We start from the raw sequence: 16042 nt of genomic DNA on the forward strand, positions 1-16042 counted from the left end.
GAACGATTTTCAAGGACAGTGGAGATGCCAATGACTCAGCCATCCGATGACACAGGTCGCCTTTCCCTACCGCCAGTCGAGGAGATTGCAGACGCGGTTACTTCCGATGATCCCGGTGCTGATCCTGAACTTGAGGCCATGGCTGAGCGCTTTGTCACGGAAATTCTGGCTGAAGGTGACGAAGCATCGGTGGTTAACCAGCGTCGTGCCGTGGACGAGATGGGGCTTGAACTGCAGCAGCAAGCGGCCCACCGCAGCGCCATGCTACAGACGCCACTGCGACAGCTGGCGCATCAAGGCGACGAAGGCGGGCCAGTCGCCAAGGCGCTATCTGATCTGCGTGGTCGCATGGAGGGGCTTGATCCTGCCCGCCATCGTCTGGCACCGAGTGCCCTGGATCGCGTGATGGCGATGATTCCTGGCCTCGACAGCCGCCTGCAGCGCTACTTTCGCAAGTTTGAGAACGCTCAGCAGGCGCTGGATGCAATCATCGACGAGTTGGAGGGCGGTCGCGACATGTTGCATCGTGACAACCTCACCTTGAACGATGACCAGCAAGCGCTGAGGAACATTTTGTCCCAATTGAACCGCCAGGTTACGCTGGGTCGCCTGATTGACCGTCGCTTGAAAGATGACATCGACACGCGCGCTGTCGATGATCCGCGGCGTCACTTTCTTGAGGAGGAACTGCTCTTTCCCCTCCGTCAGCGCATCGTCGATCTTCAGCAGCAACTGGCCGTTAGCCAGCAAGGCGTGCTGGCGCTAGAAGTGATCATTCGCAACAATCGGGAGTTGATGCGTGGGGTAGACAGGGCCATTAACGTCACCGTCTCGGCGCTCACCGTTGCGGTCACCGTGGCGATGGGCATGGCTAATCAGCGCCTAGTACTGGATCGCATTGAAGCTCTCAATACCACGACCTCGCAAATGATTGGCGGAACCGCCAAGGCGCTGCGTCAGCAGGGCGTGGATATCCAGAAGCGTGCTTCTTCGGCGATGCTCGATATGCAAATGCTGGAAGATGCTTTTGGTGAGGTGATGGGCGCTATTGATGATCTCTCGACCTATCGCCAAGAAGCGCTGCCGCGGCTGGATGAGCAGATTGACCGCTTGGCGACCTTGTCCAAACAGGGCAGCGCCTCCATTGAGCGCCTCCGTGAAGGGAGTGAATCGCACCTGCAGGACGGCCGCTTTGATCAACCCTCATCAACCCAGTAAGCCGTGCACCTTAATCAACATGGGTGATGGGCTGGCGGTCGGGGTCAATATGCCAGGGCAGGCCAAGGCGTGTGTTGCGCTCTAGCTCAGCAATGACCTGGGCGCCCAGTAATAAAATGATGGCGCCGACTTCCAGGCTGATCAGAACAATGACCAGCGTTGCAAGGGAACCGTAAACGGCGTTGACGAACGAGAGGTGGGTGAAATAATAAACCAGTAGCAGCCGCACGCCTTCCCATAACAGCGCCGCGACGAAACCGCCGATTATCGCTCGGCGTAACGCGATACGCACCACCGGTAGCACCTTATAGATAGCGCTGAACAATAAGAAAACCCCAGCAAAACTGAATAAGTTAAGTACTGGTTCGGAAAACCCTGCAAACGGCAATTCTCGCTCAAAGAGCGCCATCATCAGTGTATTGAGCGAGCTAGCCAGAGTGACTACCAGTGTTAAGGCCAGCAGCCCCGCCCCTAGTACCAACATGAAAGCGTAAGGCAGCATCACCGAAACCCACACACTGCGCTTGATGTGGGGGCTTTCTGGCGCATGGAAAATAATCGCCAAGGCATCTTCGAGCATACGAAAGGCGAAGGAGCTGAAGAGTAGCAGGATGGGTAAGCTAAGAATGCCGATGACGTCGCGGGACTCCAGGAGGCCACGCACGGCGTCCATCAAAACCTCGGCATGGGCCGGTGCTAGGTGGCGTGCTTGTACGGCGAGAACGTTGAGCAAATGCTGTTGATCCACCACCTGCGTTAACAGCACGACCAGCACCGCAAATAGCGGCACGATAGAGAGCAAAATGTTGTAACCCACGCCACCGGCCAGCAGGATGCCGCGGTTTTTCAGGAAATGACACAGTACACGCCAGGCGAATTGGGTCAGCCGAGGCAGCAAGAGCAAAACGGCATTAAGTACTGTGTGGTTGCGTCCCATCGCTTGCCATTCTCCTTGTACGCCAACGTTTTGCCCTGGCGGTTTGATTGTTCAGCGACAACAAGAGTCAGGGGATAGACTGACGCACAGACCAGCAAAATGATAGGCAATGATCGGATTGGCGTTTATTCCACACACAGCGACGGGGTGCCAGTCAGCTCACTGCGGCAGCGTTCTAGCGCCTGGGCGATGTAACGCCCCGCCATGCGTTCAGAAACCCCGAAGCGTCGGCCGATCTCGGCTTGTGTCAGCCCTTCCAGGCGGTGCCAGGTCAATGCCTGGAGAAGCCGTGGTGGCAACGATGCCATGGCTCGCCGTAGCTGGCGCTGACACAGGGCGCTTTCGGTTGCTGTTTCTGGGCAAGAGTAGGGACAGGCGAGGCAGAGACGAGGATCATCGAGTGGCTGGTGGTCAATGCGCGAGTGACAGCGGCGATGATGATCAATCATTAGGTTATTGGCGATGCGAAACAGGTAGGCGCGTGGCTCTTCAAGACTTTCGGTGGATGGCCGTTGGCTCAGGCGCAAAAACGCCTCCTGACAGAGGTCATCAGCGAGGGCAGGACAGCGTACCCGTTGCCGTAAATAGCCATTCAAATCACCGGCGTGCATTCGATAAAGACGGGTGATATCCAGATAGTCGGTCATGGGAAAACGATCATGGTGTCAGGGGCTCGAATGATGTTGGTTCTTGTAGGGCCCGCCCTTGCAGCGGGCCCGGTGTCGTCGTGGCTCAGGTCAGTTCCAGCTGCTGGGTTGTCCTTGCGCATGCGATGGGCCGGAAGGCGGCAATGGGGTTGGCGAGGTTGCCGGCGAATTTCAGGTTTTTTGCTGGGTCGGCCAAATCAAGCATCTGTTGATGGTCGCTGAGCTGAAGCCTGTTTAAGCAGGAGAGGGTAAACGCTGGTGCGAAGAGATCGTGCTGGTCGAACTTATTAGCGAACTCAGGATGGTCCTGTTGGTAGTCAACGACGCAGCGTGCCACCCGCTCCCAGAAAGCGTCTTCCGTTATGTCGCCTTGTTCGACCAGAATCCCCGCCATGAAGCGTAGGAAACAATCAAATACATCGGTGAAGATCGACAATACCTTGAGCGGCTCGGGCATATCGAGGCGGATTCGCGAAATGGCCTCGGGCAGCTCCACCTCGGTGTTCATGATGGCGATCTCCTCGGCAATGTCTTTCATGATGGCGCGCACCGGAACTCCGTCTTTGAGCTGCAAAATCAGGTTTTCTCCGTGAGGCATGAACACCAGATCATAGGCATAGAAGCAGTGCAGCAGCGGGCGCAGGTAAACCCTTAAGTAGCGGTCCAGCCAGCCGCTGGTGGAAAGCCCTGAAATAGAGATTAGCCGTGGCAGCAGCGCGCGTTGATGTGCATCGACATGTAGTAAGGCGGCCATGGTCATCAGCTGATGACCTTCGCGCTGGTAGCGCATGGGGCTCTCCCGCCAAAGGCAGGCCAGCATCTTCTTGTAGGCACTGCGGCTATCGAAGGCTGGCTCGATAGCGTCGCGGCGAAAGCCGATAGCGGCCTCCTCGCGGAGGATCGTGAAGCTCTGGGAACGAAGCTCAGGGTCGCCGTCGACCAATGCCTTGATCCAGTCGTTAATGGTCGGTGTGGCGCGCATGTAATTGGGCGAGAGACCACGCATAAAGCCCATGTTGAGAATCGACAGTGCGGTCTTCACATAGCGCCGATTTGGCTGGCTCACGTTGAACCAAGTACGGATCGACTGCTGGGCCTGATACTGATCGTGGCCGTAGCCTAGGCAGACGATGCGGTTCCGGGCTACCTCAGAGGCGAAAGTGATTGCTAGCTTGTGAAACCACTGCCATGGGTGAGCGGGCATCATCAGGTAGTCCGCGGGGTCGAGATGACGATCTTCCAATCGTTGGTGAAAGTCTTTCAATGTTGCTGTGCCGAGCTCCTCGCAAAGCAGTGCCTCGTAGTCTAGGCCTTCGATGGCACTGAAATGAGCGTCTTCGCGATGTACTGCGAGCCATACCAGGGTGATCGGTGCTGCGGCCTCCGGGGCAAAGGCGTGGTAATCAACGGCATCAAAGCCCATGCGGCCATTATTAGCCACAAAGACAGGATGGCCCTCCGTCATGGCCGCCTCCAGCGTCTGGAAGTCGGCATCGGCCAACCCATCGGCATCTGGGCGGTTGTCGTCGAGCTTGTAGGCGCTGCCGAACAGGGTGCTGGCAATCTCTTCCAGGTAAACCGGCAGCATCTCATCGCTGATCCCCAGGGGCTGGCGGAATTCGAGGATGAAGTGCTGTGCGTCGATCTCGGCTGAGACCCCATCGACCCGCTTATCAAGGGAGTCGAGGTCGATCATCCAGTGATCCAGCGCCAGACAACGGGCGCGGAAGTGGTACTCGACCGCCGCGTTCGGGGCGGTCAGTCGGTAGTTGCCGTTGCCTTTGGTATCCACGTGCAGTGCCTCGGGGGCCAGCAGGCGCTCATGGGAGAACTCAGCAATCGCCTTGCGGGTCAGACAGCGGTTGGCCTGAGCCCAGTGGTCGGGGGTTAGGTGTGAAGTGACCCGTGTGGGGTCGGCGGCCAGTACCTGGGTGAGGCGCGGGTTTTCGCGGCTCACTGCCGAGGCGAACGCCTCGCGGTCGCAGAAGGCGAGGTGAGCGGTCTTCTCGGGCAGTTCCACTTCGCATTCGTACACAAAGCCTACTCGGCGGTTGAGCGGGTGGATCTTGCGGTTATTAACGTCCGGCTCCACCACGATGCGCCGTGTAGCGGGGTCCTCAAACATAAAGGCCAGGATAGTGGTAATCACTTGGACGCTGAAACCGGTCAGTGGCGTCTTGGCAGGAGCCACTAAGAAGTGCATGCCGCGGTCGCCCTCGGCCACATCATAGTGCTCACCGATAGGGTCGTGGCGCGGGTCGTAGCACTCCACCAGAAAGGCAGGTTGATCGTTGAATAGTCCTAGGTAGCCCTGTGCTTGATTGCTTTCCTGCAGGTCGCGGTAGAAGGCAAAAACGCGCTCAGCAGAGTGGCCCTGCATACCCCAGAAACTTGCTCGGGGTGCGGTAACCCAGTCATGTATCAGGAGCAGGTCCTCGGGCAGGTGCAGTGGGCGGAGGCTGAAGCAGCCTAGCCCTTGAGCGTGGCGGCTGTAGGTGATGCGCGTGGTTGGGGTCGGTTGGAAGAGATTCATGGTTAGGTCCTTGCAGAAACGGGATCAGTTGGCTGCGCTTGCTTGTTCGCCGGTGATCCGGCCAGCAGCAGACGATAGGCGAGGGCGCAGAGAGCGAAACCTAACGCCGCGACGAAAAAGGGGCTGGCCAGGCCCTGGGTGTCGACTAAGCGACCAGCGCCCCAGGAGGCGATGAGCACGCCGAGCCCCTGGAAGATATGGATTTTGCTGAAGTCGCTGGCGTAGCGTTTTGGTGTGCTGAGCTGGAAGAGACGTACTTCCAGGCGCACAGAGACGCGAAACAGTGCCCAGCCGAGTAGCAGCCGACCCGTTAGGATGGCGATAACCTCGCCACTGGCTTGGAGCAGCAGGCCCGTGAGGCCGATTGCCAGTGGGATAACGATGGCCGCACCGCTTGGGCGTCGGCCCAACAAGTCGAAAGCCAGCAGCGCTACGGCGACACCGCCGGGAATCGCGAAGACCGCGCCAGCCAGCGTCGCACTCGGTTGGCCCGAGGCTAGCGCCCAGTACTGGGCGAAAAAGGGTCGTGCCAGATAGGCGCTGAAGGTGAACAGCAGCATCACCACACCCAAGCGCAGAATAGCGCCGTTGGCGCTCGGGGAGGTTGGAGTGGCGGGCGCCGCGTGGGGGACTTGTCCGCGGCTGAGCAACAGCAGGCAAACCGCCACCTGGAGAATATCGCTCACCGCCATCAGCTGGAACACGCGGGCCGGCTGCCAGAGCTCCAGTACCAAGCCACCGACGATGGCACCGAGAATGCCGCCAGCATGTACCACCACTGACAGCATGCCGATTAGGGTGGCGTGGCGGTCCTGGGGTTCAAAGTGCATGAGGTACGGGTAGACCAGCAGGTAACTAGCCTTTGCCACCAGCATGGCCAGCGACAGCCCCCAGAAAAGCGGCAGTGAAGTGACCAGCGCGCAGGACAGACTCAGGCCGCCGGCGACGAGTTGGGTGCCCACCAGCAGCTGCAGAGTGCCGAACCGTCGGGCCAGCAACGCCCAGATGGGCAGTGCCAGCATCACCACCAGGCAGCTCATGGCCAGGTAGCCGCCGACGTGGGCGGGGTCGGTCACACCGAATCTATCGGCAAAAAACTGCGGGTAGAAGGGCAGTAGCATGGAATCGCTGACCACCGCCACGGCGGTGACACTTACCAGCCAGGGCGTCGGTCTCATGCAGGCTCCGCGTCCATCGGTTCAAAGACGGCCTCGCTCGGAGCGCCGAAGTGCTGGTAGGCGATGCGCTTCTCGATGGGGTAGACCTCTCTACCGGTCAAGGCGCGGATGATGCAGGCATTGCGATAGGGTCCCATGCCCAAATCTGGAGCCACCAGGCTGTGGGTGTGCAGTTCGGCGTTCTGCACGAAGAGCTCGCCGCGCCCGCCGTCGATGTCATAGAAGCGGCCTACGGCATAGCGTCCGGCGGTGTCGAAGGCGATGCGCGAGGTGATAGGCGCTAAGAAGTCTGGCATATGGTAGCGGTATCCGGTGGCCATGATCAGCGCTGGAGTGCGGTGACGGTAGTGGCGCTGCTGCTCGGTGTGCCACAGGGTCAGGTCGTACTCGCTGCGCTCGGCATCATAGCGGCAGGTTTCCAGATTGGTGTTGGTGAGCAGGTCGGAACGGACCTTGCCGCCCAGCTCCTTGGTGTAGCGCAGGTCGTAAATCGCATCAATCAGCTCCAGGTTGATGCCCTTGTAGAGACTCTTCTGACGCTGCATTAACCCGTTGCGAGTGGCTTCGGGCAGGGAGTGGAAGTAATCGATGTAGTCCGGCGAAGTCATCTCCAGGGTCAGCTTGCCGTACTCCAGTGGGAAGAAGCGTGGTGAGCGGGTGATCCAGTCGAGGCGATAGCCGAAGCGGTCGATGTCAGCGAGCAAATCATGGTAGATCTCGGCGGCACTCTGGCCGCTGCCAATCAGGGTGATAGCCTCCTGGCGCTGCAGCTCGGCCTTGTGCTGCAAATACTCGCTGGAGTGCAGCGGGCGTGGGTCTACTTCTCGGCAGCCCTCCGGCAGATAGGGGCTAGTACCGGTGCCAAGCACCAGTCGCCGTGCCAGATGGATCTGCGCCTCGCCGCTATGGGTGTCGCGGCAGCTCACCCGGTAGACCCCTGCGGTCTCGTCGTGATCGATGCGAGTCACTTCGGTGCTGAAGCGGATGCTGTCTAGTTGGGCGGCTGCCCACTGGCAGTAGTGGTTGTACTCCTTGCGCAGCAGGAAGACGTTCTCGCGGATATAGAAGTTGTAGAGCTTGCCCTGTTGTTTCAGGTAGTTGAGAACGCTGAAGCGACTAGTGGGGTCGGCCATGGTGACCAGATCTGACATGAAAGGCGTCTGCAGAGTGGCATCTTCAAGCAGCATTCCGGGGTGCCAATCGAAGCAGTCACTGCGTTCGAGGAAGAGGCCATCAAGTTCATCAATTGGGTCGGTGAGGCAGGCTAGGCCAAGGTTGAAGGGGCCAAGGCCAATGGCGATAAAGTCGTGGACAGTCTGTGTCATGGTCGGATCTCGCTGGAATCAGGAAGCAACTGCGCGGGTTGGCGTCTGGGCATCGCACCATGCTTGGCCGTGGTGAGAGATGCGCTCGATGATGGCCACCAGATCTTTCAGGCTGGTATCTGGGTTGAGTAGAGTGAACTTGAGGTAAAGCCGCCCTCCAACGCGAGTGGCGGCAATTACCGCTTCGCCGTTGCGGGACAGTGTCGAGCGCACGTGGGTGTTGAGCTCGTCTAGCTCTGTTTCGTGTAGTTCTGGTTCATGTCGTTCTGCTTCCTGCAGGCTAGCTGGGCGGTAACGGAACACCACGGTGCTCATGGGAGGATCGAGCAGCACCTCGAAGTCTGGGTGGCGGACTAGCTCGTCGTGGACTTCGCTGGCCAAATCGATGACCCGCTCGAACATCTCACCCAGCGCATCGGCGCCCATGATACGCAGGGTCAGCCATGGCTTGAGGGCGTCAAAGCGCTTGGTCGTCTGCAGGCTCTTGTTGACCTGGTCGGGGGTGCCGGCCTCGGCTTGGCACCGTGGGTTGAGATAGTCAGCGTGATAGGTGACGTGACGCAGGTCGCTGCGGCGCCGAACCAGGAAAGCGCTGCAGCTCACTGGTTGAAAGAAGGTTTTGTGATAGTCGATGGTGACTGAGTCGGCGTGCTCGATGCCCGCCAGGCGGTAACGGTAGCGTTGCGAGCACAGCAACCCACCGCCGTAAGCGGCATCCACGTGCAGCCAGATACCATGCTCCCGGCAAAGTGCGGCGATCTCCTCGAGAGGGTCGATGCTGCCGAAGTCGGTGGTGCCAGCAGTGGCGACCACAGCGATGGGAATCAGGTTCATCGCCACGCACTCTTCTAGGCGCGTCTTGAGGGACTCGGGGCTCATACGGTAGTGGTCGTCGCAAGCCACCGGCATCACCGCCTGATAGCCAAGCCCGAGGATCGCCGCTGATTTCTGCAAGCTAAAGTGACTGACCTCCGAGCCGAGAATGCGCAGCCGCCGAAAGTCTGCCGACAGGCCCTCATGCTTATTGCCGCCGTGCCCCTCAAGAGACGCTCCGTAATGGTCTCGGGCAATCATCAACGCCATCAGGTTCGATTGGGTACCACCACTGGTGAAGACGCCATCGGCGTCCTGGCCCAGGCCGATGCGGGCAGCTGTCCAGTCGATGAGCGACTGCTCGACGAAGGTGCCTCCGGCGCTCTGATCCCAGGTGTCCAGGGACGAGTTGATTGGTGAGAGAATCGCCTCGGCGAGGATGCCTGGTAGCACAACGGGGCAGTTGAGGTGTGCCACGTAGCGAGGGTGGTGGAAGTAAACGGCATCATCCAAGTAGAGCCGTGACAACTCTTGGAGAGCAGGCTCCAGGCTGCCAAGCGGGGCGTCAAGATCGATGGCTTGGAACAATCCGCGCAGCTCTTCTGGGCGAGCGCCGGTGAAGGGGCGGTCTACTTGAGCTACCTTGCGCCTTACTAAGTCGATGCAACGGGTGGCCTGTTGCCAATAGGCCTCTGAATGGCGGGCATTGAACAGCTGGTTCGTTGCCAGTGGGGCGAATGTACTGCTGAGGGGCTTGCTCTCGTCTAGAACCTTTGTCGTCATGGTGTCATCTCGTTTATCCGTTGTGCTGCAAGGCAGCAGGTCTGCCGATAGCTATGCGTCTCTTGCCATGGCGCCGAGTGGGAGCAACGCCAGTGAATTTAATGAAATGATAATCATTATATTTTACTCATGACAAACGACGTAACGGCAGCCGCTTTCTGAACCGGCAAAGGCAATTTTTTTGTTGGGGAGGCAGACAACAGCGTCTAGCTGGAAAAAGGAGGGCACATAAATTCCGCGATCTATAGGCGGCAGAAGACGCTCACCTAACCTCGCGAGTAGGTGTTAATTGATAATTGCTAGAGAGAGGGAGGAAGCTGTAATACTGGCAGAACAGAGGTGAGTTAGCAGGGACGTAGCTAATAAACGGCATTAGGCAAGCCGTTTCATCAGTTAAGAAAATTAAAAGAGTCTAATTTAATGTCAGATTAACCGATGCATACGTTTCCCTCTTGGTCTTCAAATACTGGTATTGCATCAAGTTTATCGAAGGCGCCGGTTAAGCAGTTGCCTGTTTTAATATCAAACGCTGCTCCGTGGGCACTGCATAGCAAACGGCTTCCATCTGACGAAATGATACTGTCCGACCGGTAGTTTAAAGGTAAATATTGGTGGGGGCAGGCATTAACGTAGCAATAAATAGCACCCTCTATGCGCGTTGCAATGACAGGGAAAGATCCGTCGTTGTTAATGATTTCCAGGCAGTGTGATTTACCTTCTTGTATGACGTTAGAAGGACAAACAATAGCCCCCTCTTGGGGGGCATTTGCATAATTACGCCAAGCGTCGTGCACAGGGTTTCCTTTTCAATATCGCTAATCTTGTTATTCAGCGTTTTACTATTCTGCAGTGCTTTGCAACACGCCTCGGTTAATTTGATCCTCTTCGATGGATTCGAAAAGTGCTTTAAAATTGCCCTCTCCAAAACCATCATCGCCTTTACGTTGGATAAACTCGAAGAAGATCGGACCAATCACTGTTTTTGAGAAAATCTGTAGCAAAATTCTAGTTTCACCACCGCCCACGACACCTTCACCATCAATCAAAATGCCACGGTTACGAAGTTTATCGAGAGGCTCCTGGTGGTCTTTCACGCGTTCAAGCGACTTTTCATAATAGATGCTCGGCGGGCCAGGCATAAATTCGAGCCCCTCAGCTGCAATTAAGTCAGTGCCGGTATAGATATCGTCTGTGGCAATGGCGATATGCTGAATACCTTCGCCGTTATACTCACGCAAGTACTCTTCAATCTGGCTGTGATCGTCGGCACTCTCGTTAATAGGAATACGGATTTTACCGTCGGGAGAAGTTAATGCACGGCTGGTAAGACCGGTGACTTTACCGGTGATATCGAAGTAGCGTATTTCGCGGAAGTTAAAGGTATCGTGATAAAACTTATACCACGTGTCCATGTTGCCACGAATAACGTTATGAGTGAGGTGATCAAGATAGTAAAAACCAAATCCTTTAGGCTTAGGGTCTTCCTCATCTAACCACTCAAACTCGTTTGAGTAACAGCTGCCTTTTTCGCCGTAAGTATCAATAAAATAAAGCAGCGAGCCGCCAATGCCAATAACGGCAGGTGCGTCGATAGATTTATTGCCAGTGAACTCTTCAGCACCTAAATCAACAGCACGTTTTAGGGCATGCTGAGCATCAACAACACGCCAAGCCATTGCCGGTGCACAGGGGCCGTGCGCCTCAATAAACGCTGATGCATGCGAGTTAGGCTCGCTGTTAAGCAGGTAGTTGATGTCACCCTGACGATAAACGGTGATTGACTTGTCACGGTGCTTTGCAACGGGGACGAAGCCCATTTGCCTAAACAGACTGTCTAGCTTCTCCGGCTCAGGGTGGGCAAATTCAACAAATTCAAAGCCATCTGTACCCGCTGGGTTTGCATCACTAATGGCTACTTTTGGCGCGTCATGAGGAAAAGGACCCATCGCTATCTCTCCTATTATTGTCTTGTAAGTTAACAAGCTCAGTATAGGGAAGAGGCGGTGCAATTAGGTTGCAAACTAACCTAGGATGAAGCCAAATAGCGCACAGCTTGTGCGCAACTGGAGTGTTCTATGCACGGGATTTCTTTAGATCGTTATGATCTTGCAATTTTATCAGTGTTGCAAAAGAACTCAGCCCTCACCAATTCAGAATTAGGTGAGCGCGTCAGCCTGTCTCCCTCTCAGTGTTCCCGGCGCAAAGCGCGGTTAGAAGCCGAAGGGGTGATTAAGGGGTATTCGGCGAGACTAGATGCGACTAGCTTGGGGTTTGGGTTGCGTGCCATCACCAGAGTGAATCTCAAGGCGCATGGTGAAAGCATGGATGATGATTTTGTGACATTACTGACAAAACACGCCATGGTTCGTGAGGCCTATTCTGTGTCGGGGGATGCGGACTATGTATTGCACGTTATCGCCAAGGACCTAACCGAATTTTCGGACTTTATTCATCATCATTTATTGCCTCATCCTAATGTCACCCAGGTTCGCTCTGAAATCATACTGCGTAGTATGAAAGAGGAGCAGGGACTGCCGGTGAGTGGTAGCTAGGCTCTGTCCGAAATCGCCGGCTTTTCAGGCAACGCCTAATCAAAGGCTTGTTAAGTAAGTGATTTTTTTATGCCCTGAGGGTTCTATGCGTCTTAAATTTTACTGTCAGAATCGAATCGGCATTCTTCGCGATATAGTGGCTCAGTTTGCTGACTATCGAATTAATGTCGCGCGGGGAGAAGTAGGCGGGGATCAGGGCAATACCATCTATTTACATGTCCCGAAATTACTCAATGCGCAGCTACTGACACTTAAGCCGGTATTAGAAGCCATCCCCGGCGTGTTTGGGGTTAAGCGCGCTAACTTGATGCCCAGTGAGCGCCGTCATTTGGAATTGGATGCGCTGTTATCCTCGCTTTCTGACCCTGTCATGTCGATAGATATGCAGGGTCGGATTGTAGCGGCCAATCGTATCGCCGTTCAGGTGTTGGGGGTGCGTGTTCAAGAAGTGCCAGGGCTCTCGCTGGATCGTTACCTTGACGAAGTCGATCTTCCCGATTTGATTCGCCGCAACAACTCACGCATCAATGGGCTGCGGATCAAACTAAAAGGTGACACCTATCTTGCCGATATTGCGCCTCTGCACACCGAAGACACGAAAGTGGACTCATTAGCCGGGGCGGTGGTGACGTTGCACCGTGCCGACCGTATCGGTGCACGTATTTATCAGGTGCAGCGCCAGGAACTGCGTGGTTTTGAGGCTATCTTTCAGTCGAGTTCGCGGTTGTCAGCCGTGATTAACGAGGCGCGTCGCATGGCGCCGCTGGATGCACCGCTGTTGATTGTGGGTGAAACGGGGACTGGGAAAGAACTGGTGGCCCGCGCCTGTCATTTAGCAAGCCCGCGCGGACAAGCGCCGTTTGTGGTTCTGAACTGTGCTGGGCTTCCCGAATCAATGGCCGAGACAGAGCTCTTCGGTTACGCACCCGGTGCCTTCGAGGGCGCTCGCCCAGAAGGCAAGCTTGGCCTTCTAGAGCTTAATGAGGGCGGCACGGTCTTTCTGGATGAAGTCGGTGAAATGAGCTCACGGCTGCAGACGAAGCTATTGCGCTTTCTTCAGGATGGCGGCTTCCGGCGTGTGGGGAGCGAGGAGGAAACCTTCCTGGATGTCAGAGTGATCTGTGCCACCCAACAAAACCTGCCTCAGCTGTGTAGCGAAGGACTGTTTCGGCTGGATCTTTATCATCGGCTCAATGTGCTTTCGCTACAGGTGCCACCTTTACGTGAATGCTTGGACGGCATCGAAGAGTTGGCGGCCTATGTGCTTGATCGTGCGGCGCGTCAGATAGGCTGCCCTTTGCCGGAGCTTTCGCCTGCAGCGTTGGAAAAAATCACCCGCTACGACTGGCCGGGTAATGTGCGTCAGCTGGAAAATGTTCTGTTCCAGGCGGTGTCGCTGTGTGAAGAGAAGACCATTCAGCCGGTGCATTTGCGCCTTCCCCATAGCGAAGCGTCTTCTGAACTGGCGGGTATTCCATTAGAGGGAAGCTTGAGTGACATGCTAGGTGAGGTGGAAAGAAATATCTTAAGTACGCTGTATCAGCAGTACCCCTCCAGTCGCCAGTTAGGAAAGCGGTTAGGCGTTTCGCATACCACTATTGCCAATAAGCTCAAACGTTATGGCATTGGTGCCCAAGACAGCCCTTAAAGCAGTCCTTAAAACAGTCCTCAAGAGGATACTTAAGCGAATTCTTAAAAAAGTCCTTATGACAGGTAAATTAACTGTCACGATTTGTTTACGGGGTGTCAGGAAAAAGCAACGGCTGGACCCCACCTTCCGGCATTTCTTCTTAAATGTAACGATTAATTTACAGTTGCGGCCCGTTTATACGGGCAGCGTCTCGCCGAATGCGATTTAACCCCATTCCTGCCCTATCGCTATCCCCATAGACTCCTTATAGATTGCTCTTTATGACCGGTTGACCGCAGTTGGTTGGCTTTTATAGGCAGCTAATCGCTCTTAAGTAGCTGTTCTAGCTGCTCAACAATAAATAGCCTAAAAAACAATATAAATTTATAAGGTTTCCCAATGACAACGACAAATACGCCTCCCAAAACGCTGTGGCTGGGCCGCTGGGGGTTTGTACTGGCAGCCACTGGTTCTGCAGTGGGCCTGGGTAATATCTGGAAGTTTCCTTACATCACTGGCGAGTTCGGGGGTGGCGCTTTTGTGCTGGTCTATCTGGCCTGCATATTGGCGGTAGGTGTTCCTATCATGATGGCTGAAATCAGCTTTGGCCGCCGTGGAAGGGGCAGCCCGATTGACGCTATCCGCCGAGTGGTACATGAATCGGGCCATGGCAGTTTTTGGTCGATCTTCGGTTGGATGGCCATGCTCTGTGGGTTCATGATCCTGTCGTTCTATGTGGTGGTCGCTGGCTGGTCATTTTCCTATCTGTGGAAAATGCTGAGCGGCGGACTGGCGGGCAACAGCGTCGATGACATGGCGGCAATTTTCGCCGCGAATAATGCCAATCCTTTCACGCTAGGCGCCTGGAGCACGCTGGTGACGGTGCTAACCATGTTCATCGTGGGCAAGGGCGTACAAGCGGGCATTGAAAAGAGTGTCAGTTGGATGATGCCAGGCATGGTCATCATGCTGGGCATACTGATTGGCTACGGTGCTTTTTCCGGTGGCTTTGCTGAAGCATGGTCTTTTCTGTTCTCTTTCAATACTGAAGGGTTAAGCAGTGAAGGGTTGTTGGCGGCACTGGGGCATGCCTTCTTTACCTTGTCGCTCGCGTCCGGTGCGATTCTTACCTACGGCTCTTACCTGCCAGAAGGGCACTCCATCGCGCGTACGACATTCAGCGTGGCCATTGCTGATACCGTTGTCGCTCTGATGGCTGGCTTGGCTATTTTCCCGATTATTTTCGCTAACGGAATGAATCCCGGCCAAGGACCAGGGTTGATCTTCATGAGTTTGCCATTGGCCTTCCAAGCAATGCCGTTTGGTACGTTGTTTGGCGTCCTGTTCTTTGTGATGTTGTCGATGGCCGCACTTACATCGTCGATTTCGATGATCGAGGCGACAGTGGCCTGGCTCGTTGCAAGCAAAGGGATGACGCGTAAACGGGCATCGTGGGGTGTGGGTATCGTGCTGTGGTTGGTGAGCACCTTGGCAATGCTGTCATTCAATATGGGAGCGGATTGGTCGTTTGCAGGCCGCAACTTCTTCGACTGGCTGGACTACCTAACCTCCCGCTGGATGATGCCGTTAGGTGGCTTGGGTATGGCACTGATGGCAGGCTTCCTGCTGCGTAATGAAATATTCAGGGAAGAACTGGGTCTCACCCGCACTCAGCATATGCTATGGCTGTTTATGGTGCGTTACGTCAGCCCGTTAGGCATCGTGTTAATTTTCATCGATGCGCTGGGCCTTGCCACCCTCCAGGTGGGCACTCAGTGGCCGTGGTTGCTAGCTCTGCTGGTGATCATTACCGTGGTGGGAGAATTGGCTAGCCCTCGACTGCGTCACCAAGCTTCCTGAAGTCATTTCAGAAACAAGGCTAAGTTAAAAAGCGCTCCCATCCACTGTTGATGGGAGCGCTTTGCGTTAGAGGGATACGTTGCTGGAGTTTCAATCAGCACCGCTTCACTGTGCCGCTAAGGCATCAAAGGCAGTTGCGTTGGGGCATAAGCGGCGGCATTCATCAAGCTTGGCACTGGCCCGCATCGCTTTCCAGCAATCGCCAACGGCTGCGCAGGCGTTGCAAGTGTCACGCAGTGCAGCATAGTCGGCATGATTGATCAGTCCGCCTTCTTCAAGCGCACTCTCGTTAAGCCCAAAGCGTTGCATCATTACCGGCATCAAGGTTCTAGCTGGACGGAAATGCGCCGGTTGGCTTGCCGACAGTTGCCTTGCCACTGCCTGTTCAAAGCGTGGCTCTAGCGGTCTCTCCAAATCATTGATAAGCGCATCATAGCTAGCGCTTGCCTCCTGCTTTACGTTACGGGCTAACGTCGCAGTTGACGTTGCATAGCAGCGTTCTGTCAGGCGTCCCCACCAAGAGGTGGTTTCTGTGTTCTGGGCAGTATCCATGGTCATTCCCTCTC

At 55.7% G+C, this 16042-nt stretch carries 13 protein-coding genes; 4 read left to right on the forward strand and 9 right to left on the reverse strand.

The window, feature by feature from the left end; all coding sequences use genetic code 11:
- Positions 1-30: 30 nt before the first annotated feature.
- Positions 31-1218, forward strand: a complete 1188-nt coding sequence (locus tag L1X57_RS06840; RefSeq protein WP_039868887.1) for a toxic anion resistance protein — start codon at positions 31-33, stop codon at positions 1216-1218.
- A 10-nt stretch (positions 1219-1228) separates the two neighbouring features.
- Here the strand turns inward: L1X57_RS06840 and L1X57_RS06845 are convergent, their stop codons facing one another.
- The 8 genes from L1X57_RS06845 to hppD all read right to left on the reverse strand — a co-directional run bounded on the left by L1X57_RS06845 (position 1229) and on the right by hppD (position 11380).
- Entirely contained in the window at positions 1229-2155 is a 927-nt protein-coding gene (locus tag L1X57_RS06845) for a YihY/virulence factor BrkB family protein (RefSeq protein WP_009723111.1), read from the reverse strand.
- 125 nt (positions 2156-2280) lie between these two features.
- Positions 2281-2802, reverse strand: a complete 522-nt coding sequence (locus tag L1X57_RS06850; RefSeq protein WP_009723110.1) for an RNA polymerase sigma factor — start codon at positions 2800-2802, stop codon at positions 2281-2283.
- Positions 2803-2887: 85 nt separating this feature from the next.
- Entirely contained in the window at positions 2888-5335 is a 2448-nt protein-coding gene (locus L1X57_RS06855) for a GNAT family N-acetyltransferase (RefSeq protein WP_009723109.1), read from the reverse strand.
- Between the two features lie 2 nt (positions 5336-5337).
- Positions 5338-6513, reverse strand: coding sequence for an MFS transporter (locus tag L1X57_RS06865; protein ID WP_009723108.1), 1176 nt, complete (start codon positions 6511-6513; stop codon positions 5338-5340).
- Entirely contained in the window at positions 6510-7838 is a 1329-nt protein-coding gene (locus L1X57_RS06870) for a lysine N(6)-hydroxylase/L-ornithine N(5)-oxygenase family protein (protein ID WP_009723107.1), read from the reverse strand. The genes L1X57_RS06865 and L1X57_RS06870 overlap by 4 nt, the downstream gene beginning before the upstream one ends.
- 18 nt (positions 7839-7856) lie before the next feature.
- Positions 7857-9434, reverse strand: coding sequence for a pyridoxal phosphate-dependent decarboxylase family protein (locus L1X57_RS06875; RefSeq protein ID WP_009723106.1), 1578 nt, complete (start codon positions 9432-9434; stop codon positions 7857-7859).
- A gap of 428 nt (positions 9435-9862) precedes the next feature.
- Positions 9863-10228 (reverse strand): Rieske (2Fe-2S) protein, encoded by a 366-nt coding sequence (locus L1X57_RS06880; protein ID WP_009723105.1) that lies wholly within the window; start codon positions 10226-10228, stop codon positions 9863-9865.
- A 45-nt stretch (positions 10229-10273) separates the two neighbouring features.
- A complete protein-coding gene (hppD, locus tag L1X57_RS06885) occupies positions 10274-11380 on the reverse strand; it encodes a 4-hydroxyphenylpyruvate dioxygenase (RefSeq protein WP_009723104.1) in 1107 nt (368 codons plus the stop codon).
- A gap of 129 nt (positions 11381-11509) precedes the next feature.
- Between hppD and L1X57_RS06890 the strand changes: the two genes are divergently transcribed.
- The 3 genes from L1X57_RS06890 to L1X57_RS06900 all read left to right on the forward strand — a co-directional run bounded on the left by L1X57_RS06890 (position 11510) and on the right by L1X57_RS06900 (position 15476).
- Positions 11510-11986: an Lrp/AsnC family transcriptional regulator gene (locus L1X57_RS06890; RefSeq protein ID WP_009723103.1), complete on the forward strand. Its 477-nt coding sequence runs from the start codon at positions 11510-11512 to the stop codon at positions 11984-11986.
- Positions 11987-12071: 85 nt separating this feature from the next.
- A complete protein-coding gene (locus tag L1X57_RS06895) occupies positions 12072-13634 on the forward strand; it encodes a sigma-54-dependent transcriptional regulator (RefSeq protein WP_009723102.1) in 1563 nt (520 codons plus the stop codon).
- A 381-nt stretch (positions 13635-14015) separates the two neighbouring features.
- Positions 14016-15476, forward strand: a complete 1461-nt coding sequence (locus L1X57_RS06900; RefSeq protein WP_009723101.1) for a sodium-dependent transporter — start codon at positions 14016-14018, stop codon at positions 15474-15476.
- Between the two features lie 105 nt (positions 15477-15581).
- Here L1X57_RS06900 and L1X57_RS06905 read toward each other — a convergent pair whose 3' ends face one another.
- Entirely contained in the window at positions 15582-16028 is a 447-nt protein-coding gene (locus L1X57_RS06905) for a DUF6455 family protein (RefSeq protein WP_009723100.1), read from the reverse strand.
- Positions 16029-16042 lie beyond the last annotated feature (14 nt).

Source organism: Halomonas sp. TD01 (assembly GCF_923868895.1).
Taxonomy (GTDB): Bacteria; Pseudomonadota; Gammaproteobacteria; order Pseudomonadales; family Halomonadaceae; genus Vreelandella.